Annotated in this window: 19 protein-coding genes; 5 read left to right on the top strand and 14 right to left on the bottom strand. The window is 48.8% G+C overall.

Annotation, left to right across the window (positions count from 1 at the left end; all coding sequences use genetic code 11):
- The first annotated feature begins 32 nt into the window (after positions 1-32).
- The 4 genes from ACO0K2_RS15890 to ACO0K2_RS15875 all read left to right on the top strand — a co-directional run bounded on the left by ACO0K2_RS15890 (position 33) and on the right by ACO0K2_RS15875 (position 4,802).
- On the top strand, positions 33-1,007 hold the full coding sequence (locus tag ACO0K2_RS15890; RefSeq protein WP_423020582.1) for a DUF58 domain-containing protein: 975 nt from the start codon (positions 33-35) through the stop codon (positions 1,005-1,007).
- A gap of 4 nt (positions 1,008-1,011) precedes the next feature.
- Positions 1,012-3,006, top strand: coding sequence for a transglutaminase TgpA family protein (locus ACO0K2_RS15885; RefSeq protein ID WP_423020580.1), 1,995 nt, complete (start codon positions 1,012-1,014; stop codon positions 3,004-3,006).
- Between the two features lie 16 nt (positions 3,007-3,022).
- Entirely contained in the window at positions 3,023-4,144 is a 1,122-nt protein-coding gene (gene mltB / locus ACO0K2_RS15880; protein WP_423020578.1) for a lytic murein transglycosylase B, read from the top strand.
- Between the two features lie 358 nt (positions 4,145-4,502).
- Positions 4,503-4,802 carry a hypothetical protein gene (locus ACO0K2_RS15875; protein WP_110257001.1) on the top strand — a complete coding sequence of 100 codons (300 nt, stop codon included), beginning with the start codon at positions 4,503-4,505 and terminating at the stop codon, positions 4,800-4,802.
- A 238-nt stretch (positions 4,803-5,040) separates the two neighbouring features.
- On the opposite strand, the gene cysM is transcribed toward ACO0K2_RS15875, so the two are convergent.
- The 14 genes from cysM to gyrA all read right to left on the bottom strand — a co-directional run bounded on the left by cysM (position 5,041) and on the right by gyrA (position 21,529).
- On the bottom strand, positions 5,041-5,943 hold the full coding sequence (gene cysM, locus ACO0K2_RS15870) for a cysteine synthase CysM (protein ID WP_423020576.1): 903 nt from the start codon (positions 5,941-5,943) through the stop codon (positions 5,041-5,043).
- A gap of 271 nt (positions 5,944-6,214) precedes the next feature.
- Complete coding sequence (locus ACO0K2_RS15865) at positions 6,215-6,607, bottom strand: ComEA family DNA-binding protein (protein WP_423020574.1); 393 nt, start codon at positions 6,605-6,607, stop codon at positions 6,215-6,217.
- Positions 6,608-6,747: 140 nt separating this feature from the next.
- Positions 6,748-7,686 (bottom strand): D-glycero-beta-D-manno-heptose-7-phosphate kinase, encoded by a 939-nt coding sequence (gene rfaE1 / locus ACO0K2_RS15860; protein WP_423020572.1) that lies wholly within the window; start codon positions 7,684-7,686, stop codon positions 6,748-6,750.
- An 81-nt stretch (positions 7,687-7,767) separates the two neighbouring features.
- On the bottom strand, positions 7,768-9,141 hold the full coding sequence (locus tag ACO0K2_RS15855) for a UDP-glucose dehydrogenase family protein (protein WP_423020570.1): 1,374 nt from the start codon (positions 9,139-9,141) through the stop codon (positions 7,768-7,770).
- A 166-nt stretch (positions 9,142-9,307) separates the two neighbouring features.
- Positions 9,308-10,483 (bottom strand): lipopolysaccharide assembly protein LapB, encoded by a 1,176-nt coding sequence (gene lapB / locus ACO0K2_RS15850; RefSeq protein WP_423020568.1) that lies wholly within the window; start codon positions 10,481-10,483, stop codon positions 9,308-9,310.
- A gap of 133 nt (positions 10,484-10,616) precedes the next feature.
- Positions 10,617-10,931, bottom strand: a complete 315-nt coding sequence (locus ACO0K2_RS15845) for a LapA family protein (RefSeq protein WP_423020566.1) — start codon at positions 10,929-10,931, stop codon at positions 10,617-10,619.
- A gap of 243 nt (positions 10,932-11,174) precedes the next feature.
- Positions 11,175-11,480: an integration host factor subunit beta gene (locus ACO0K2_RS15840; RefSeq protein ID WP_186912852.1), complete on the bottom strand. Its 306-nt coding sequence runs from the start codon at positions 11,478-11,480 to the stop codon at positions 11,175-11,177.
- A gap of 29 nt (positions 11,481-11,509) precedes the next feature.
- Complete coding sequence (rpsA, locus tag ACO0K2_RS15835; RefSeq protein ID WP_423020564.1) at positions 11,510-13,231, bottom strand: 30S ribosomal protein S1; 1,722 nt, start codon at positions 13,229-13,231, stop codon at positions 11,510-11,512.
- A 109-nt stretch (positions 13,232-13,340) separates the two neighbouring features.
- Positions 13,341-14,018 carry a (d)CMP kinase gene (gene cmk, locus ACO0K2_RS15830; RefSeq protein WP_423020562.1) on the bottom strand — a complete coding sequence of 226 codons (678 nt, stop codon included), beginning with the start codon at positions 14,016-14,018 and terminating at the stop codon, positions 13,341-13,343.
- 74 nt (positions 14,019-14,092) lie between these two features.
- A complete protein-coding gene (gene aroA / locus ACO0K2_RS15825) occupies positions 14,093-15,430 on the bottom strand; it encodes a 3-phosphoshikimate 1-carboxyvinyltransferase (RefSeq protein ID WP_423020560.1) in 1,338 nt (445 codons plus the stop codon).
- A gap of 60 nt (positions 15,431-15,490) precedes the next feature.
- The gene (locus ACO0K2_RS15820; RefSeq protein ID WP_423020558.1) at positions 15,491-16,399 is read right to left on the bottom strand and encodes a prephenate dehydrogenase; all 909 of its coding nucleotides are present in this window, start codon (positions 16,397-16,399) and stop codon (positions 15,491-15,493) included.
- A 7-nt stretch (positions 16,400-16,406) separates the two neighbouring features.
- Positions 16,407-17,480, bottom strand: coding sequence for a prephenate dehydratase (pheA, locus tag ACO0K2_RS15815; RefSeq protein ID WP_423020556.1), 1,074 nt, complete (start codon positions 17,478-17,480; stop codon positions 16,407-16,409).
- A gap of 281 nt (positions 17,481-17,761) precedes the next feature.
- Complete coding sequence (gene serC / locus ACO0K2_RS15810; RefSeq protein ID WP_423020554.1) at positions 17,762-18,865, bottom strand: 3-phosphoserine/phosphohydroxythreonine transaminase; 1,104 nt, start codon at positions 18,863-18,865, stop codon at positions 17,762-17,764.
- 3 nt (positions 18,866-18,868) lie between these two features.
- Positions 18,869-21,529: a DNA gyrase subunit A gene (gene gyrA / locus ACO0K2_RS15805; RefSeq protein ID WP_423020552.1), complete on the bottom strand. Its 2,661-nt coding sequence runs from the start codon at positions 21,527-21,529 to the stop codon at positions 18,869-18,871.
- A gap of 700 nt (positions 21,530-22,229) precedes the next feature.
- Between gyrA and ompA the strand changes: the two genes are divergently transcribed.
- Positions 22,230-22,889 carry an outer membrane protein OmpA gene (gene ompA / locus ACO0K2_RS15800; RefSeq protein ID WP_423020550.1) on the top strand — a complete coding sequence of 220 codons (660 nt, stop codon included), beginning with the start codon at positions 22,230-22,232 and terminating at the stop codon, positions 22,887-22,889.
- Positions 22,890-23,023: the final 134 nt, after the last annotated feature.

Here is a 23,023-nt window from a genome sequence, read left to right as displayed (position 1 = left end):
TGAATGACACTCTCACTCGGACGACATTGACCATGTTGAAATCCTTGCGGCAACGCCTGCGTCAGACCCTGTTTCTCGAACGACAACCAGAACGCGGCGAAGTCTTACTTGGGCAACGCCGGGTCTTTACCCTCCCAAGTAAGCCGGGCTGGATGTTTATACTAGTGCTGCTCTTGATGTTCATCACGTCCACCAATTACAACCTGAGCTTAGGCTTTGCGCTCACGTTTGTGTTGGCAAGTGTTGCCATGGTCAACGCCTTTTGGGGGTTCAGAAACATGGCTTATCTCCATTTACTTGCTGGACCTGCGCGGGCTGTCTTTGCGGGCGAAGAGACGCAATATACGGTGCATCTCATAAATCGTCGGAACCACCAACGCTTTGCGATCTGGGTGGGTTTTGCAGAAAAAGGGCATCCCGACACCGCCGTCGACATTGCGCCTCACAGTCAGACCACACTGCAACTGAGCTACCCAACCCAACAACGGGGCTGGCAACCCATTCCGAGGATACGATTACAAACATGGTTCCCACTGGGATTGTTAAGAGTGTGGAGTACATGGCTGCCGGATACACAGGCCTTGGTGTATCCCAGACCGGAGCAAAATCCACCACCGTTGCCAACCGCTGGACAAAATAACGTGACAGCGCTTGATGGACAATCAGGCCACGAGGATTTTGCAGGAGTGCGCGCCTATCAAGCCGGCGATGCGATGAAACATCTCGCCTGGAAACAGATTGCACGGGTTGATACAGCCTTAGGTGGACAGTTGGTGACAAAACAATTTTCCGGGGGCACGGGAAGCAATGTCATGATTGACTATGCCAGCCTGCCGAGGGTCATGGATACCGAACTCAAACTCGCGCGCTTAACCAGTTGGGTACTTGAAGCAGATCGCACTGGTCTGCCCTACGGGTTCCGTATTGGCAGCAGTGATTTCGCCCCAGCGCAAGGTCCCGCCCACCGCGATGCCTGCCTTCGCGCTTTGGCCCTTTTTGAAATGTAACGCGATGCGACTCGGCCTATCCTCCACCATCATCAGCCGCGACAAGGCTGATACTTTATTACTGTTGACGGCATGCCTTGCTGTTCTCCTACCCCATTCAACGCATGTCGCTTGGTGGGTCAGCCCCGCCTGTGGCGCGATGCTTGCGTGGCGCGCATGGCTGACACTCACTGGCAGACGCTTACCAAAATCCTGGATACTACTTCCCATTGCAGCCTTGTTAATGGTGGGGGTCTATGCGAGCTTTCATACCTTTTTGGGAAGAGAAGCCGGTGTCACCATGTTGGTATTGCTGCTAACTTGTAAATTGCTGGAGATGCACGCTAAACGCGACTTATTTGTGGTGCTGTTTCTGAGCTTCTTTTTATTACTTACGAGTTTCTTTTACCAACAAACGATCATTTCCGCTTTGGTGGCGCTCTTAGCGACATCCCTCCTTCTCACTGCACAAGTCTCGTTTCAATATACAGGACTGGTACCATCACTCAAACAAAAAGGCCGACTCATTGCGACGCTACTTGGCTGTGCAATCCCGCTCACCTTATGTGCCTTTCTGCTATTTCCTCGCATTCAAGGTCCCCTCTGGGGATTGCCCGGCGATGCGCATCAAGGTCGCTCCGGATTATCTGAATCGATGGCACCAGGCGGTATCAGCGATCTCGTTCTGTCTGAGGACATCGTTTTTAGAGCGAAATTTGATCAGCCGATTACAAACAAATCTGTGCTGTACTGGCGCGGCGTGGTGATGAACGATTTTGACGGTAAGACTTGGCGCGCTGCTCCAGCAATCAATCAAAAACGCTTCAGTGACATGGCATCGACAGGTAAGCAGATAAAGCAAGAAATTATCCTCGAACCACAAGGGCAGCGTTGGTTGTTCGGGTTGGAGACACCGACAATAGCCCCAACAAATAACGAGCGAAATATCGGCGAATTAACGTCTTACCTCGAGCTACGCAGCAATGAGCCTATCGTTCAGCGGTTACGTTACGAGATCACCTCTGCCCCTGACTTTCGTTCGCCCGATCAGCTATTGCCGCTCGAGCGAGAGCAGTCATTGGAACTCCCGAGTGGATACAATCCACGCATGCTCCAATTGGCGACGGATTTGCGCCAACGCTATCAAAGCGACACGGACCTGATCAATGCAGTACTCCATTTTTTCACAACCCAAGAATTCAGCTACACCCTCGAACCTCCTTTGCTCGGGGTGAATAGCGTTGATGACTTTTTATTCAAAAGCAAAGCCGGATTTTGTGAACATTACGCCAGCGCTTTCGTGAACATCATGCGCGCCGCAGACATTCCTGCTCGCATTGTGACCGGCTATCAAGGTGGCTTTAGAAATGACGTCGATGGTTATTTTGAAATCCGCCAATCCGACGCGCATGCCTGGGCAGAGGTCTGGTTACCTAATCAAGGGTGGGTGAGGGTCGATCCGACTGCCGCTGTTGCACCCGAACGTGTGATGCAGAATCTCGCTGGGGCACTACCTCAGCGGGGACTTGCTGGGCTGGTTGGAAAAGCATTTTCAGGATTTTCTTGGGTAAAAGGCGTCCAGATGCGGTGGAATGCGATGAACAATTCTTGGAACCAGTGGGTGTTAAATTACAACCAAAACACGCAACGTAACCTCCTTGATCGTTTGGGATTCAAAAATATCGACTGGGCGCAACTCAGCTTACTCTTTTTTGTGACCGGGACCCTATTCATTGCCGTTGTTGCGCTCCCTCTCACACGCAACAAAACCACTGTCGCGCCATTGGATAGAGTATACTTTTCGTTCTGTATCAAAATGGCAAAATACGCAGCACCACGCACACTCCACGAGGGACCGCAGGCCTATCTGCAACGTCTCAGACTGGCATTGCCGGCTGAACAATTGCCACCCGTCGAACGTTTTTTACATTTTTATATTGCAGCGAAGTACGGTAAGCACGTGCTTTCCGACCACAGCGCTGCGCAGAGGCTCAAAGCTTTACTGGCTGCCTGTCACTAACTTGCAGAAGCGTATTTTGAAATTTTTCCCTACCCCCCCTCGGTCACTACTTCTCTCCACTGTTTGCGTCGCCCTGTTGGGTGCGCTAGTCGCTACCAACCCTGCATGTGCGAGTACGGTCAAAAACACATCAAAAGCGAAAGCGAAAAAAGCAGCGGCGGTGGATGATCAAGCAGAGTATGTACATTTTTCCCAATGGAAAGATGTCAATAGTTTTATCCAAGACATGGCCAGTAAACACGGCATCCCTGAATCGACCTTGACGACATGGTTTGATCAGGCTCGCTATATAGAAACGGCAAGACAGTTAATGCGGCCAGCGCCTCCGAGTAAGCCCAAAAACTGGAAAGCCTATCGATCTCGCTTTGTTGAGCCACACCGTATCGATGCCGGTGTTGCATTTTGGAACCAATACGCTGACGTGCTCGATCGCGCCGAAAAGCAATATGGTGTTCCCGCGGAAATTATTGTTGGGCTGATCGGGGTGGAAACCATTTACGGAAAAAACACCGGTAATTTCCGAGTCATGGATACACTCACGACCCTTGCTTTCGATTATCCAGATACACCAACTCGCGAAGCACGGATGCAGTTTTTCAAATCAGAACTTGAAAATTTCTTGCTGATCGTCAAAGACGCTGGTGCTGATCCGTTTGCATTCAAAGGCTCTTATGCGGGTGCAATTGGACTATCGCAATTCATGCCAAGTAGCATCAGGCAATACGCCGTCGATTTTGATGGAGATGGTCAGATCGATCTGAGCCATTCGGCGGCAGATGCCATTGGCAGTGTTGCCCATTACCTCGCGGCACATGGATGGAAACGACATTTACCGACGGTATTTCCAGCCACGTTGTCGGCAGATGACACCCAAGAAAGTGTAAAAACCGCACTTTCCCGCGGCTTACAAGCCACATACTCACTGGGTGAATTGAAACAATTCGTGACAACATCCAGCAGCGATGCACCGACTGGCATCCAGTACGGGCTGATCAATTTACAAAATGGAGATGACGCTACTGAGTACTGGTTGGGTACGGATAACTTCTACGCTATTACGCAATACAACCGTAGTTACTTCTATGCGATGTCAGTCATCGACCTCGGACAGGTGATCAAAGCCGCCAGATTAAATTGAGCATACTTATCGACTTACAAACAATTTTTAACAATATATTTCAGTTATACCAATTGATCTAAAGAACATTTTGCCCAATACTTCACTTGCAAGGTACTTTTCTCCCTGCAACAAGAAGATGATGATTCATTCCACCGTTTTAAAAAACATTGCTTGTTTTTCATTATGAATTAAACTACAGTGGTTAAATCGCATTAACACAATGGCATGAACTAGATACAATGTGTCAATAGATTTAACAATTTTTTGCTATTTTTATGATAAGGTTTTACTATTTTAAAGATACAATATTACCGTATGATTAATTCTCATTGAAGCAATTAAATCCAGCATCAATAGACTAGACAGCGAGGTAATTATGGCAAATCTGACCCAGCTTGAATCAGATGAAATCGACTACGATCCAAATAATCTTTTGGACACTCTGATCAAGCAATTGCATTTAAAGAATGACGCAGCGCTCTCACGGGCTCTGGAAGTTGCTCCACCAGTAATTAGTAAAATTAGACATCGTCGTCTGCCAGTTGGCGCGTCTTTGTTGATCCGTATGCACGAAATCAGTGATGTCAGCATCAAAGAATTACGTGAACTCATGGGTGATCGCCGTGCGAAGTTCCGTATCAGTGATAAGCAATTCAAACCAAAAGACGCTGCTTAATTTTCGCTGAACATATTACCTTGGATACTATCCGTGTCTAAAAGGCAAAATACCGAAGTTACTGATAAGTAATTTCGGTATTTTTTTTGCTTATTGTTTATTGCTTATTGTTTATTGCTTATTGCTTGTTGATGATTTTTTACTACCCCGTCTCAACTCACCGATGGGGCAAGCATGAGCCCTCGCATGCTTCATAGCAGCAGCCGCTGATACACACTCGACCAGCGGCATGACTCCATCACGCGGGAAATACCCCCGTCGACAAGTAACGATCACCGCGGTCACACACGATGAACACAATCGTGGCATTTTCTACTGTTTGGGCAATGCGCAAAGCAATCTGACATGCGCCCGCTGCGGAAATACCACAGAAAATACCCTCTTCCACCGCCAACCGACGCGCCATATGTTCTGCCTCGGATTGCGTAACGGACTCAACCTGATCAACGCGCGCTTTATCGTAAATCTTCGGCAAATATGCTTCCGGCCATTTACGAATGCCTGGAATCTGTGACCCCTCTTCTGGTTGTGCGCCAATGATCCGGACATCGGGATTCTGCTGCTTTAAATAGGCGGAGACACCCATGATCGTACCAGTCGTTCCCATTGCACTCACAAAATGGGTCACACGACCTTCGGTATCGCGCCAGATCTCAGGGCCGGTACCCTCGAAATGCGCCAAAGGGTTATCCGGATTAGCAAACTGATCTAGGATCACGCCCTTACCTTCAGACTGCATTTGCTCAGCAAGATCTCGTGCATACTCCATGCCGCCGGTCTTTGGCGTCAGCAAAATCTGCGCGCCATACGCCGCCATACTTTGACGCCGCTCGATACTCAGATTTTCAGGCATCAACAGAATCATTTTATAGCCACGCATGGCTGCCGCCATCGCCAACGCAATGCCCGTGTTGCCACTCGTTGCCTCAATTAAGGTATCACCTGGCTTGATCTGGCCACGTTCTTCGGCACGCAAAATCATCGACAGCGCGGGACGATCTTTGACTGAACCTGCGGGATTGTTGCCTTCAAGCTTTCCAAGAATAATATTATTACGGCGAGCATTCTCATCGCCGGGAATTCTTTTTAATTGCACCAGCGGGGTATTGCCAATGGTGTCTTCTATCGTCAGATAAGCCATTTCATTATCTCTCAATGGTCAAACGTCTATTCTAAACGGAGCGGCGCATACGCGTATTGCTCTTTATTTTTCTTTAACCAAGAAAATTTTACGAAATCGTGTCATCGTCGCTTATTTTCTGCAAAAACCGAGGCAATCAACCACTTACTGCGCAATTCCAGGGATCAACGTACTTTATACATTCTACAAATAAGTAAATAAAAAAAACCTCTGATGGAAAATCAGAGGTTTTTTGAGAAGCAGCAACGATGACAGCGTTGTCTTCGTACGTTTAGTGGCTTTTGCTTACTGAAGTCACTGAGCTTGCTGGCGTTAATGTTGCGTCCGCTTTCACAGCCTTCACCGCTTTAGAAGATGATGTTACGGACGTCGCCGCTTTGTCCGCCAGCACTGGCTTTGCTTGTCCATTAATGGTCAAACCCGCCTGAGAGAGTGCTGTAGAACTCTTGTCACCAATCCCTTTGACGCGGCTTTGAAAATCGGCCCAGTCCTTAAAGCGACCATTCTTCGTGCGCTCTGCCAGAATTAATTTTGATTTAGCTGGCCCAAGACCTTTGATACCATCGAGTGCCGCTTGGTCTGCTTGATTGACATCCACATCAGCAAAAGCAGCGCCCATGGTCACGATCATGGCAATCAGCGCTAGTCCTAATTTCTTCAACATTAATACCCCCTATTGGTCAACATCGTATCAACATTACGTCAACATCGATTCACTGGTCAGAAAACGATCACAACAATGGATCGTCGTTTTGAATCAATTAACGTTATGCGACAGTTAAGGTTGACCGCCAGTCGGCGTATTTAATTGGATACTGCTTCCCCCGGAAATAACTCCTCACGAGACACCGTTGCCGTGCCTAATTTTCCAACCACAATACCACCTGCACGGTTTGCGATCACAACGGCATCTTTCATTGGCATGCCATTCGCCATCATAACCGCCAACGTCGCGATCACCGTATCACCGGCACCCGAGACATCAAACACCTCACGCGCCATAGCAGGCACGTTGACAATATCGTTTTCCGTGTAAAGCGTCATGCCCTCTTCAGAACGAGTGAGCAGCAACGCTTCCAGACGTAATTCTTGCCGTAATTTTTGGGCTTTTGCAGTCAATTCTTCTTCACTGTACCACTCGCCAATCACTTGCTTGAGTTCGGATTTATTTGGGGTCAGCAGGGTCGCACCGGCGTAGCGAGTGAAATCACTACCCTTTGGATCGACCAACACCAACTTACCCGCATTTCTTGCGGCTTCAATCATGGTGGTGACGTTGACTAAGCTACCTTTCGCGTAATCAGAAAAAATGACAACGTCGCACGTCGACAATAAGGTATTAAATCGGTTGAGCTTGTCTTTGAGGACGAGCTCCGTTGGACGCTCTTCAAAGTCGATACGGACGAGTTGCTGTTGCCGTCCAATCACACGCAACTTAATGATCGTCGAAATTTGTGTATCACAGCTCAGATAGCTGGTAATCCCAGCGTTCTCTAAGAGGCGCTTAATGGAATGCGCAGGCTCATCATCCCCAACAACGCCCATCAAACCGACATCGACGTCCAATGCAACTGCGTTAAGCGCGACGTTTGCTGCTCCGCCGAGCCGCTCTTCGCGCCGCTCGACACGTACCACGGGCACTGGTGCTTCGGGAGAAATACGATTGACCTCACCAAACCAATAGCGGTCCAGCATGACGTCACCTGCGATTAAAATGCGCTTTTTGATATGTTCTGAAGACATGATGTGTGTTGATTATTCGACTTGTAGCGATGGAACGAGTTGGCAAAGAACGAGCGCCACATATGGCGCTCGTTATCCTTTTTATTTACGTGTAAGAACAGAGCGGCCGATACCGTGGTATTCAATACCGATCTCTGTCATCACACCTGGCTCAAACAAATTTCGACCATCAAAAATCACTGGTTGTTTTAAGCGCGCTTTGACTTGATCAAAATCAGGGCTACGGAAGGCCTTCCACTCGGTCACAATTGCTAAAGCGTCTGCACCATTGAGCGCATCCATTGGATTTTCAGCAAAACGAATCGAGGACAATAATTCAGGAGCATCCGCAAAATCTAACGCAAATACGCGCTTCGCCTCTTCCATCGACACTGGATCATAGACCGCGACTGTGGCGCCGTTGCGTAGTAACTCTTCCAACAAAACGCGCGAAGAGGCCGCACGCATATCGTCGGTATTCGGTTTAAACGCCAATCCCCAAATAGCAAAATGACGCCCCTTCAGGTTCTGCTCAAAACGCTTCAGAATTTTATTACCGAGCACTTGCTTTTGACGTGCATTGACCGCTTCAACGGCTTGGAGAATAAGCAAGTTCAACCCGTAATCTTGTGCTGTACGCTCTAAAGCTTGCACGTCTTTCGGGAAACACGATCCACCATAACCACAACCGGCATACAAAAAGCTGTGACCGATACGTGGATCGGAACCAATACCATGGCGAACCGCTTCGATATCGGCGCCAACGTGATCGGCCAAGTTAGCTAATTCATTCATGAACGAAATACGGGTTGCTAACATCGCGTTGGCAGCATATTTCGTGAACTCAGCAGAGCGAACATCCATCCAATATGTACGCTCATGGTTACGATTAAACGGCGCGTAGAGTTTTTTCATCATCGCACGCGCCTGATCACCTTCTGGCGTGCTGTCGCAGCCAATCACGATACGATCAGGGCGCATGAAATCTTCGACGGCAGCCCCTTCCTTGAGGAACTCTGGATTGGAAACAACAGAAAACTTTGCGCTTGCGTTACGTGCCGTGATCTCGGCTTGCAATGCTGCAGCAACACGGTCGGCGGTACCAACGGGCACAGTGGACTTATCGACGATGACTTTGAAGCCCTTCATGTATTTACCGATATTACGGGCAGCAGCGAGTACGTATTGCAGATCTGCAGAGCCGTCTTCATCTGGCGGTGTACCAACCGCAATGAATTGCACATCACCGTGCTCAACGCTGGCTTCGACATCTGTTGAGAAGCGGATACGACCTGCAGCGCGGTTACGCGCAACGACTTCTTCCAAACCCGGCTCGTGAATAGGAATACCGCCATTATTCAAAATCTCGATTTTTCTAGCATCGACGTCAAGGCAAAACACGTCGTTTCCCAATTCCGCGAGACATGCCCCTGTCACCAAACCAACATAGCCAGTACCGATAATAGTAATTTTCATTTTGTAATCACAATCTATAAAATGTAGATAGGCGTTTCGATGTGTATGAATTTACTTTGTGTTGCGTCTCATGATTGATCACGCCACACAACCATCTTCAACGAAGCAAGAGCTATACCCAAGAGCAAACAACAACGTACTCCTGAGCTCATCGCCTCATTGAAGCTTAATTCATGACGTTTAATTCTTCCGTGCGCCGAGGTGGATAGGTCTCCCAACGACTGCAGCCTGGACAGTGCCAATAAAACTGTCGTGCTTTAAATCCGCAATGCGAGCATTGATAACGCGCGAGTTTTTGTGCATAGCCGTGCACCAGATTTTTTACAATCGCCAACTCAGGCCGCACTTCAGGCGGTGCATCGATCATCCGTGCATCGAGCAACTTATCAAGGCCAAGCAATGTAGGTGTCCGACGCAGTTCATCTCGCACTAATTGATTGGCCGCTGCGACCGAGTCCAGCTCCAGCGTCGCCTTAAAGACCACTTCCAATAAATCGATGGAAGGTGCCTCGGCGAGATAATTCTTTAAAAGGTTCAACCCTTCTTGCGGTCGTTCTAATTTCCGATATCCATCCATCAAACGTTGCGCCACCAAAGCGACGTGTGGAACGCTCTGCTGTTCAACGCGACGCCAAGTCAGTACTGCTTTTTCTGTATCGCCGTTTGCCTGATGCACATCACCAGACAAGATAGTCGCCCGTACATTATGTCTGTCCGTCGCCAAGGCTTTATCGAGCATCGCTAACGCTGCCTCTGCGTTGGTGTGGACTAACTCATCCTGCGCGATTTCACAGTAAAACTGAGCGATCTCTTTTTGACGGCCACCAGCACCAGCCTCTTGCAGTGCATGCGCCGCATCGATTGCACGCGCCCACTCTTTTTCACGCTGATAAATTTCGAGTAAAGCACGTCGCGCCTGCGCCTCATAGGGACCAGAAAGCAATACCGTAAAGGTCTCTTCAGCCCGGTCTAACAAGCCTGCTTTCAGATAATCCTGACCCAGCTCAAAACGCGCCTTGGTTTTTTGTTCCAACGGGAGATCTGGACGTGCCAACAAATTTTGGTGCACACGAATAGCACGCTCCGTCTCGCCACGGCGGCGAAACAGATTACCCAGCGCAAAGTGCAGCTCAACAGATTCAGGATCCAATCGAACGATTTCGATAAACGCATCAATCGCTTTATCAGGTTGCTCGTTGAGCAAAAAATTGAGCCCCTTAAAGTACCCGTTTGGTAAGCTGCGCGATTCCGACAACAGTTGTCGAATATCGACCCGCGCAGCCATCCAACCTAAAGTAAAAAATAAGGGGACGCCGAGCAACCACCAGATTTCAAATTCCATTTTTTATGATGTTCTTTCAAATAACCGAGACAAAGCCGAAGAGGCACACGCTCACCAAAGTAAAGCGAGGAAGGAGTGACCGCACAGACATTCTGGTTCGCGCCCTGCCCGCATCACACGCTTGTCGCTAATGTTAGGTGTTACGAATGCTATCAGGTTGTGGTGCCTGTGTGCTAGCACGCTCAGCCTCTTCGCGTTCTTTTTCAATCTCAGCCAATGTTTTTTTATGTCGATGCAAATCACGACGATGACGATAAATCATCGGCACCATTGCCAGAATACCAAGCACTGCTCCGCAAACAAAAAACACCAGCAGCATGATGACTAAGGGTGCTTTCTGCTCATATCCAAAAAAATAATGCAAAGTGACTTCGCTGTCATTTTTTAATGCGAATCCAAAAAACATCACAAAAATGACAAAAGTAAGCAGTCGGGAAACATATTTCATGGACGCATCCTAAAAGAGTAGACAGAGAAGACAGAACAAGGCAGTAGCCATTGTGAAAAACCACCTCGCAAGGCAGAAGCTCCACCGTCAACGACAACGTCGGCCCTATCGTGGCGCATGTCTTTATTGTGACCTAAGTTAATTTAATATCAAAGTAGGCATTGTACTAAAAAAAAACGGCATACCGGAAAAACCGGTATACCGTTCTTTATCTTGCGTCAATCGCAAAGTCCGACGACCCGTCTAATCATCACGTATCGGCTGCCCAACCATGGCATCGACACGTTCGCGCAATTCTTTGCCTGGCTTGAAATGTGGCACCCGTTTTTCTGGCACCATCACTTTATCACCTGACTTAGGATTACGACCTATCCTTGGTGGACGGCTGTTCAGAGCAAAGCTACCAAAACCACGGATCTCAATACGTTGTCCTGTTGCCAAGGCATCAGACATCGCATCAAGAATAGTTTTGACAGCGACATCCACATCTTTAGCAACCAGTTGTGGATATCGCTCTGCCAGACGAGCTATCAGCTCCGACTTCGTCATATGTATGAGACCTAATGACTAGATTGAGCTTAGTTTTTGTTGTCGAGCTTAGCTTTCAACAACGCGCCCAGGCTTGTTGTGCCGGAAGCTGCGTTTGCATCAACTGCTGTAGACATTTTTTGCATTGCTTCTTGTGTTTCAGCGCTATCTTTTGCTTTGATAGACAACTGGATACCACGTGCTTTGCGGTCAATGTTCAGAACCAATGCTTCAACGCTGTCGCCAACTTTCAAGTGTGTACCAGCATCTTCCACGCGATCGCGGGAGATTTCGGATGCACGCAGGTAGCCTTCAACGTCGTCTGCCAATTGGATCACTGCGCCTTTAGCTTCAACAGATTTCACTGTACCAACAACGATCGCACCTTTGTCGTTCATTGCGCAGTAGTTGTTGAATGGGTCACCTTCCAATTGCTTAACGCCCAGGGAAACGCGCTCACGCTCAACGTCGATTGCCAGAACGATGGCTTCCAGCTCGTCACCTTTCTTGAACTTGCGAACTGCTTCTTCGCCAGCTTCGTTCCAGGACAAGTCAGACAAATGAACCAGACCGTCGATGTTACCGGACAAGCCGATGAACACGCCGAAGTCAGTGATCGATTTGATCGCGCCACGAACTTTGTCGCCTTTCTTGTGGTTGATCGCGAAATCATCCCAAGGATTAGCTTTACATTGTTTCATGCCGAGGCTGATACGACGACGTTCTTCGTCGATTTCCAGAACCATCACTTCAACTTCGTCGCCCAATTGAACTACTTTGTTTGGTGCAACGTTTTTGTTTGTCCAGTCCATTTCGGAAACGTGTACCAGACCTTCGATACCTTGTTCTACTTCAACGAACGCGCCGTAGTCGGTCAAGTTAGTTACTTTACCGAACAGACGTGTGTTCGCTGGGTAACGACGGGACAAGCCTGTCCATGGATCGTCGCCCAATTGTTTTACGCCCAGAGAAACACGGTTTTTCTCTTGGTCGAATTTCAATACTTTTGCAGTGATTTCTTGACCAACTGTCAACACCTCGGAAGGGTGACGTACACGACGCCATGCCAAGTCAGTGATGTGCAACAAGCCATCGATGCCGCCCAGATCAACGAACGCGCCGTAGTCAGTGATGTTTTTAACAACACCAGTAACCACTGTACCTTCTTTCAGGGTTTCCATCAGTTTTTGACGCTCTTCGCCCATAGACGCTTCAACAACTGCGCGGCGGGACAGAACAACGTTGTTACGTTTGCGATCAAGCTTGATCACTTTGAATTCCATGGTTTTGCCTTCGTAAGGAGTTGTATCCTTTACTGGGCGTGTATCAACCAAAGAACCTGGCAAGAAAGCGCGGATACCGTTCGTCAGAACAGTCAAACCACCTTTAACTTTACCATTAACTGTACCAGTAACGATCTCGCCAGACTCCAGCGCTTTTTCCAGCGCGAGCCAGGAAGCCAGACGTTTAGCTTTGTCACGGGACAAAATTGTGTCGCCGAAACCGTTTTCCAGCGAGTCAATCGCTACGGAAACGAAATCGCCGATGTTCACTTCCAGGTCGCCCTGGTCGTTTTTGAATTCTTCAACAGGGATGAAGGCTTCAGACTTCAAGCCTGCGTTCACGATCACGAAGTTGTGGTCGATACGAACGACTTCAGCAGAAATCACTTCACCGGAACGCATATCCTGACGTGACAGGGACTCTTCGAACAAAGCTGCGAAGCTGTCTGCACCGGTTGCGAAATCTTGGGACATGAATACAGTAGACATAATATTTACGAGTTAGCCGGAATAGCACAATGGCACTATTTACCGGGTTAGGTTAAACAACCCTTCAACAAGCTTGCCTCATCAAAGGGGACGTACAACACAAGTATCTTTAAAGTGACGCAGATTCTTGTGTTTTTGCAAACCATTCCAGTACATTTTGCACCGCTTGTTCAGCGGTCATTTCTGACGTATCCAGAATAATTGCATCTGGGGAAGGTTTGAGAGGCGCTGCGGTTCGGGCACTATCCCTTGCGTCGCGTTCTATCAAATCTTTTACCAAGTTTTCCATATTAGCAGAAATTCCCTTTTCAATCAATTGCTTATATCGACGACTTGCGCGCGCCTCAGCACTTGCTGTTAAGAAAACTTTTAACTGCGCATCCGGAAAAATCACCGTACCCATATCGCGTCCATCAGCCACTAAGCCAGGTGCAATTCTGAACGACACTTGCAAATCGACTAATGCTTTACGCACTTCGGGCAGTACCGCGATCTTAGAGGCCGCGACGCCGATTGCTTCTGCTCGCACCGCTTCCGTGACATCGACATCATTGAGCAGTACGTGACCATGCTCAAAGCGACACGGTAGCGTCCGAGCAAAGGACGCAATCGCAGGCTCATCATCCAGAGCAACACCGGTTTGCTGCGCCATCAATGCTGTAAGACGATACAAGGCCCCAGAATCGAGGTAGTGATAGCCCAAATGCTTGGCAACACGGTGCGCAACCGTCCCCTTTCCGGAAGCGGTTGGTCCATCGATCGTAATAACAGGGCTCAGGTCTGACATGGTGATTATTTTTTAAATAAAGTGAATGGATACGGATTAGACGCTGCGCTCAAGGTTGAGGAAATATCCACAACTTAAAACAGCTCACGATGATTGATTTTAGCAAACACCTCGAAATAATCAGGGAAAGTTTTCGCCACGCACTGTGGGTCGTTAATGCGGATCACTGCGCCACGACGTGCTGCCCCATCCAAGCTTGCCAAAGAGAAACACATTGCCATGCGATGATCGTCATACGTGTCAATCGTTGCAGGCTGAATCTCTTTCGGTGGCGTTACAGTCATGTAATCAGCGCCTTCCTCCACTGTCGCCCCGAGTTTACGTAGCTCGGTGGCCATCGCAGATAAACGGTCTGTTTCCTTCACACGCCAGCTGGCAATATTACGCAGAGTGGTAGTACCTTCCGCATACAGAGCAGCAATTGCAATGGTCATCGCGGCATCAGGAATATGGTTGAAATCCATATCAATGGCACGCAATACGCCATTTGACTTCACTTCAATCCAATGATCGCCACGTGTCACAATCGCCCCCATTTGCTCTAACGCTTCAGCAAAACGGACATCACCTTGAATACTATCAAGCCCCACACCTTCGACACGAACTGGTCCGCCAGCAATCGCTCCTGCGGCCAAGAAGTAAGACGCTGAAGAGGCATCTCCTTCTACATGCACAACACCGGGTGCCTTGTAATGTTGTCCGCGACGTATTGTGAACGCTTGCCAGCCGTCGCGCTCAACTTCAACGCCAAAGCGCTGCATCAGGTTTAAAGTAATTTCGATGTACGGTTTCGAGATCAGTTCACCGACCACCTCAATCACGACGTCATGCAGCTTCGCCATCAGCGGCGCAGCCATCAACAGCGCTGTCAGAAATTGACTCGATACGTTACCCTTGACTTGCAATCGCTGGGCGTGAATATGTCCACGATGAATATGCAGCGGTGGGTAGCCAGGATTGCCTGTGAAGTCAATCTGTGCGCCTGCATGGTTAAGCGCATCGACTAAATCGCCAATCGGACGTTCATGCATACGAGCGACACCATGCACGGTGTAATCGCCACCAATCACGGCAAGCGCCGCCACCAAGGGACGAATCGCCGTGCCTGCATTACCCATAAACAAATCAGCTTGATGATGCGGAAAATTGCCGTTCACGCCATGGACGATGTAATTTTGTGTTTCGCCTTCGCGCTCCCAACGAACACCAAGTTTTTGCAAGGCATTCAGCATCACCATCGTGTCATCAGACGATAACAACTCCTTAATTTCGGTGACACCTTCAGACAACGCCGCCAACAGTAGTGTGCGATTGGAAATACTCTTTGAGCCCGGCAGACGCACAGTTCCCTGCACCTGCATGACGGGCTGCAAATCGACGTAGTGAGGATAGTGTTTAGTGTGTTGTGTCATTCTCGTTCTAACTTTTATCTACAGTGAGAGGTTAAACCTCAGCCATACTGGCGCTATCAATTAGTCGCCACCTTCGCGATGCTGTTTTTCGGCAGCCTCAATCGCACTGATCCAATTGTGTCGTGCATGTTGAGCGCGCCGATACACGCCCTCAATGGCATCACTATCAGCGCTTACCAAATAGGTTCGCAGTTCTGCCAAACGCGCAGTGTAAGAGTCAAGCTCTTCAAGCATGGCAACGCGGTTTGCCAACGTAATATCTCGCCACATTTCGGGTGAAGAACCGGCAATACGCGTAAAGTCTCGAAAGCCGCTCGCAGCATACTGAAATAAGGTATCGGCATGGGGCTTACGTGCAATATCATCGACCAGTGCATATGCCAGCAGATGGGGCAAATGACTGACCGCGGCAAATACTGCATCATGTTGCTCTGGTTCCAAGTGATGAATGATGGCACCACATTGCTGCCAAGCCCACGCAACACGCGCAACGCTCTCGTCGGTATTTTCTGGCAGTCGCGTAATGACTGCTTTTTTTCCGACATACAAATCAACAAGCGCAGCCTCAGGTCCATTGAGTTCACGACCGGCAATGGGATGTGCTGGAACAAATTGACCAATCTTGTCACCCAGCGCCAGTCGTGCCGCCGCGACCACGTCCGTCTTGGTACTACCAGCATCAGTCACAATGGTGGACGATGCCAGAAACGGTTCGATTGAGCGCAAAATCAACTCCGTTTGCGCCACTGGTGCGGCGATGATAATTAAATCTGCGCCAAGAACGGCCTCTTCGACTGACGTCGCAATATGATCGATGATGCCAAGCTGCTTTGCCGTTTCTAATGACGCATGGCTACGACCAACGCCGACTATTTGTCTGACTGCTGCCGATTTTTTTAACGCTAGCGCGAACGATCCGCCAATTAAACCCACACCAAAAATAACGATACGATTAAATTTTTTTTGCATCGATCGCTCACAAAGTACAAGGATAAGATCCAAGAATTTTGAAGAAGGCTGCCTTGTCATTCAGGTCTGCCATCGCGGCCGCCACCTTCGCGTCCTGCACATGCCCTTCGACGTCGACGTAAAAATAATATTCCCAATTCCCGGTACGCGCTGGCCGAGATTCAAAGCGGGTCATCGACACGCCGTGTTTAGAGAGCGGCGCCAGCAAGTTATAGACTGCCCCTGCCTTATTGGGTGTGGCGAGAACGATCGAGGTTTGATCTTTGCCGCTCGGCGTTGTATTTAAACGGCCCACTACGGCAAACCGCGTGCGGTTATGCGGATCATCCTGAATATGGGCACTCACCACGCCCAAGTTGTATTGTTGGCCAGCGATTTCACTCGCGATGGCTGCCACCGTGAAATCACCACTCGCCATACGTGCGGCTTCCGCATTGGATGCGACAGCATGGCGCTCAATATGCGGATAATGCTGATTGAGCCACGCCTGACATTGCGCCAACGCCTGCGAATGTGCACAGATACGGCTAATGCCTTCCATATTGCCGGATTTGCTCATCAGACTATGTTGCACTGGGATCGCCAATTCGCCACTAATAGACAGGCTCGTTTGCAAGAGCAGATCAAGTGTGCGGTTAATCGCTCCTTCAGAAGAATTCTCAATCGGTACGACGCCAAAATCCGCTGTACCTGCTTCTGTTGCACGGAACACCTCATCAATCGATACGCATGGCAAGGCCTGAATCGCGTGGCCAAATTGCTTGTACACTGCCTGCTCACTGAAGGTACCAACCGGCCCCAGGAATGCGACCACAACGCGACGCTCTAGCGCACGACAGGCCGACATAATTTCTCGGAAGATCAATTGAATGTCGTCACTCAGGAGTGGGCCCGGATTGCGCTCTGCAACGCTACGCAATACCTGCGCTTCGCGCTCTGGACGAAAGACAGGTGCATTCGTTTCTGCTTTGACGTGACCAACTTCTTCCGCCACACGCGCACGTTGATTCAAGAGGTCTAAAATCTGCGCATCGATCGCATCAATTTTTTGACGTAAAGGGAGTAATTTATTATCGCTCATGCTGCACCTAAAAACCGTGTTTGATCATTGTATTGACAGCTCACACAAGGGAGAGCTGCGTGATATGTTGCGCATTGATGCCGGACTTGTGATCCGGATCGGCAGCACTACGGTTTCCAGGTGATGGGGGATGCCATGCGCAGAAAAGGCTGCCGTTAACGATGCAAAACTGAAACCAGCAATCATTCAGGACCGATTCGATCTCAGTCAAGAAAGTGAATATCGATCTTCACTGATCGCGTTGCCACATCACTGAATGATGCTGGTAATTATTAAGTTACTTATTGACGGGATGCCCGTTCAAAATCTCGCATAAACTGAACCAGAGCTTGTACACCCTCGATCGGCATTGCGTTGTAAATAGAAGCCCGCATACCACCAACAGACTTGTGTCCCTTCAATTGCAAGAGACCGCGCGCTTTGGCTGCCGCAAGGAAACTGACATTCAGGGACTCGTCTTTTAAGTAAAAAGGAACGTTCATCCGAGAACGGTATTCTTTCGCCACGCGGTTTTCATAGAAATCCGTCGAATCCAGATAGTCGTATAGCAATGTGGCTTTGGCGATATTGCGCTCTTCCATCGCTGCGACACCGCCTTGGCGCTTGAGCCATTGGAAAACCAGGCCAGCAATATAAATTGCGTAGGTCGGTGGTGTGTTGTACATCGACCCGTTATCGGCGACGATTTTCCAATCGAAAGCAGACGGACAGCAAGGCAATGCGTGCCCTAATAAGTCTTCACGGACAATCGCAATGGTCAAACCGGCTGGGCCGATATTTTTTTGCGCGCCACCAAAAATGACGCCATAACGGCTGACATCGATTTGGCGCGACAAGATGTGCGAAGACATATCAGCAACAATCGGTGCACCATTAGTATCAGCAGCTACGTCAGGTACAAAATGGTATTCAACACCGTCAATCGTCTCATTGGTGCACAGATGAACGTATGCTGCATCTGGTGTCAACTTCCACGTATCACGCGGCGGAACAGCAGTGAATCCAAGATCTGCAGCAGAAGCAGCAACATTCACCTTGCCATACTTCTGTGCCTCTTTGATCGATTTACCACTCCACGACCCTGTATGCACAAAATCAATCGTTGCATCAGGGCGTGCACCCATGAGATTCATCGGGACGATGGCATTTTCACCCAGACCGCCCCCTTGTAAAAACAAGATTTTGTAATTATCTGGGACGGCCATTAAATCGCGCAAATCCTGCTGCGCGGCGTCCATGATGGACATGAACTCCGCACCGCGATGACTCATCTCCATGACAGACATACCGCTACCATGCCAATCTAACATCTCGGCAGCGGCTTGCTGCAATACTTCTTGGGGCAAGACCGCCGGACCGGCTGAAAAATTGTAGATGACCGTCATACGTTACTCCGCTACGCCTGGATCAGTCTCCGCAGCGCCGCCATCATGATCAGCGCCATCAGAAGCGCCTGGCATTTCAGGATCAGCATCAGTTTCAACGATACGTTGCAGACCAGATAATTTCGTACCATCTTCCACAGCAATCAGCGTAACGCCCTGCGTAGCACGACCCATTTCGCGAATTTCTGACACGCGAGTACGGATCAGTACGCCGCCTGTTGTGATCAGCATAATCTCATCACTGGCCTCAACCAAGGTTGCGGCAACGACTTTACCGTTACGCTCAGAGGTCTGAATCGCAATCATGCCCTTCGTACCGCGACCGTGACGTGTGTACTCAGTAATCGGGGTCCGTTTTCCGAAACCATTTTCTGTCGCGGTGAGGACGGATTGCTGTTCGTTTTCGGCCACCAACAACGCGATCACTTGCTGCGATTCATCGAGGTTCATACCACGAACACCACGCGCTGTACGACCCATTGGGCGAACATCATTCTCATCGAAGCGAACCGCTTTACCAGAATCCGAGAACAGCATCACATCATGCTTACCATCCGTTAATGCAGCACCGATCAAGAAGTCACCTTCATCCAGATCGACAGCAATAATGCCGGCTTTACGTGGATTACTGAAATCGGTTAATGGTGTTTTCTTCACAGTACCAAGGCTGGTGGCCATGAAGACGTAATGGTCTTCAGGGAAACTGCGGTTATCGCCGGACAGCGGCAGAATCACTGTGATTTTTTCACCATCCTGCAGCGGGAACATGTTGACGATTGGTTTGCCGCGTGAAGTACGTGAGCCTTGCGGCACTTCCCATACTTTTAACCAGTACAGACGACCGCGATTGCTGAAGCACAGGATGTAATCATGCGTATTCGCAACGAACAATTGTTCGATCCAGTCGTCATCTTTCGTTGCCGTGGCCTGCTTGCCGCGTCCACCGCGTTTTTGCGCACGGTATTCGGACAACGGCTGCGACTTCATGTAACCCGTATGAGACAAGGTCACCACCATATCTTGCGGTGTAATCAAATCTTCGGTTTCAAGATCTGTAGCGTTATGCGTGATTTCAGAGCGACGAACATCTTTGTTGCCTTCGCCGTATTCATTTTTCGCCAAGGTCAACTCGTCGGTAATGATGGACGTCACACGCTCAGGCTTAGACAAAATATCGAGTAAATCGGCGATTTCTGCCATAACATCTTTGTACTCATTAACGATCTTGTCTTGCTCCAGACCAGTCAAACGTTGCAAACGCATTTGCAGAATTTCTTGCGCTTGATCATCAGAGAGCTTGTACATGCCATCGTTCTGAATACCGTAATGGGCAGGTAAATTTTCTGGACGGAACGATGCAATACCACCTGGATTATCAGCCGCAGTGCGTGTCAGCATTTCGCGCACCATGGAGCTGTCCCATGCACGTGTCATCAACTCTTGTTTCGCAATCGGTGGCGTTGGTGCTGCCTTGATAATCGCGATGAAATCATCAATGTTAGCCAGAGCAACGGCCAAACCTTCCAGAACATGACCGCGTTCGCGTGCTTTACGCAATTCAAATACCGTACGGCGCGTAACGACTTCACGGCGGTGCGACAGGAAGCATTCCAGCATTTGCTTCAGGTTCAGCAATTTCGGCTGACCATTCACGAGCGCCACCATGTTCATACCAAATGTATCTTGCAGCTGTGTTTGCTTGTACAAGTTATTGAGAACAACGTCAGGCACTTCGCCGCGTTTTAACTCGATCACAACACGCATACCGGATTTATCCGATTCGTCGCGAATATCGGAAATACCTTCGAGCTTTTTGTCGCGCACCAGTTCGGCGATCCGTTCGAGCAAGGATTTCTTGTTTACTTGATACGGCAGCTCATCAACGATCAGCGCAGTACGGTTATCTTTACCAAATTCTTCGAAGTGCGTTTTCGCGCGCATGACCACACGGCCACGACCAGTACGATAGCCATCACGCACACCCGACACACCATAAATAATGCCCGCAGTCGGAAAATCCGGCGCTGGGATAATTTCGATCAGTTCATCGATCGTACAGTCGGCATTACGCAGCACGTGCAATGCACCGTTGATGACTTCCGTAATGTTATGTGGAGGGATATTTGTTGCCATACCCACCGCGATACCAGAAGCACCGTTGATGAGCAAGTTAGGAATACGGGTCGGCAGAACCGATGGTTCTTTTTCTTTGCCATCGTAGTTAGGAACGAAATCAACCGTTTCTTTTTCGATGTCTGCGAGAATTTCGTTCGCAATTTTATCCAGACGACACTCGGTGTAACGCATCGCCGCCGCATTATCACCGTCAACGGAACCGAAGTTACCCTGACCATCCACTAGGGTGTAACGCAGAGAAAAGTCCTGCGCCATACGTACTAGTGTGTCATAAATCGATGCATCACCATGCGGGTGATACTTACCCATGACTTCACCGACAACACGCGCGCACTTCACAAAAGGGCGGTTGTAGACGTTGTTCATTTCATGCATCGCGAACAACACGCGGCGGTGTACAGGCTTTAAGCCATCACGCACGTCCGGCAAGGCTCGACCTACGATCACGCTCATCGCGTAATCGAGGTAGCTCTTGCGCATTTCTTCTTCAAGGGAAATCGGGAGTGTTTCTTTTGCGAATTGATCCATTGGCAGGCCGGCAAATTAGAGCTTGGTTAAATGATGACGCCATCTTATTTAATGCGATTCCTTGCGATGCCCATTACAGCCAGCGTGCGGCTTTTTGAGCAACTCAGCGTCATTAATTGATGTAGCGTTTAACTCTTGATTCTACCATGCAGAAGCCCCCAAAGCGGCAGAAAATAGCATTTCAACCTTGGATTGACGCATTCCTACCGAAAATGAGGATGAAAGAACCAGCAATGATGCGTCGCAACAAAATCACACTTTCCATCCCCTCACAAAATCCGAAAAGTCGACCGTTGACGTGGCGACAGTTACAATCTGACACAAAAAAAGAAGCTTATTTTCACCATAATCAATCGCATTCAGACCCAAAACGGTGCAATAGTCGACCTCGATAACAACAAATTAGGCAAAAAACAATGATTTACAATCAAGGAAACTTATTCAAATATCGACTAAAATTAGCCTAAAATTAATAAACTTCTGATATTTCGTTGCCAATACACGACACAGTAGGCGATTCGCGACTTTAATGAATTAACAAGAAGCACTCCTAATCTTTTATCTATGGCAAAATATCAATCAATGATAAAAGCCTGTTTGACGAAATGGTATTGTTATCAAGCACGTGGTATCATCCGGTTTTATGCAGCATTTTGCGCAGTTTATCTGCGGTAATTCAATCTCACCCGAGAGGAGAAATATGAAAATTTTAGTTAAGCTCGTTATCGCAGCGTCCGCAGTTGCTTCCTTTTCTGCATCCGCGCAACAAGACATCAAAGCAAGCACACCAAACAGCGGCTACGTTCAAGACGGTCGTGGTGTAGTTGCACGAGATCCGTTCGGCCTGTGCTGGCGCACTGGCTACTGGACACCTGCTGATGCAGTGCCAGGTTGCGATGCACCATTGGTTAAAGAAGCGGCTCCAGCACCTGCTCCGGCTCCAGCTCCAGTTGTAACACCAGCACCTGCACCAAAACCAGTTGCTCCAGTTGTTACTTCCGAAAAAGTAACTTTCGCTGCTAGCGCATTGTTCGACTTCGACAAAGCTGTATTGAAACCAGAAGGCAAAAAACAACTGGACGACATGGCTGCTAAGTTGAAAGAAATCAACTTGGAAGTGGTTGTTGCTGTTGGTCATACTGACTCTGTTGGTACAGATGCATACAACCAAAAATTGTCTATCCGTCGCGCTGAAGCAGTTAAAGCATACCTGGTAACTAAAGGTATCGAAGCTAACCGCGTCTACACAGAAGGCAAAGGCAAAAAACAACCAGTTGCTGACAACAAAACAGCAGAAGGTCGCGCTAAAAACCGTCGTGTAGAGATCGAAGTTGTTGGTACACACAACGTCACTAAATAATCAAACGTCAGTTTGATGACAAAAACCCCGCAAACGCGGGGTTTTTTTTTGCCTCCCCCTCTTTATTGCGACAATTTTCGCGTTCATCATCGTCGCACATTCATTCGTATTTCCCACTGAGAACTCTGGATTGA

Origin of the sequence: Undibacterium sp. MH2W (assembly GCF_049340215.1) — a bacterium.
In the GTDB taxonomy this organism is placed as follows: Bacteria; Pseudomonadota; Gammaproteobacteria; order Burkholderiales; family Burkholderiaceae_D; genus Undibacterium.
This window is presented reverse-complemented; position numbering and strand designations above follow the sequence as displayed.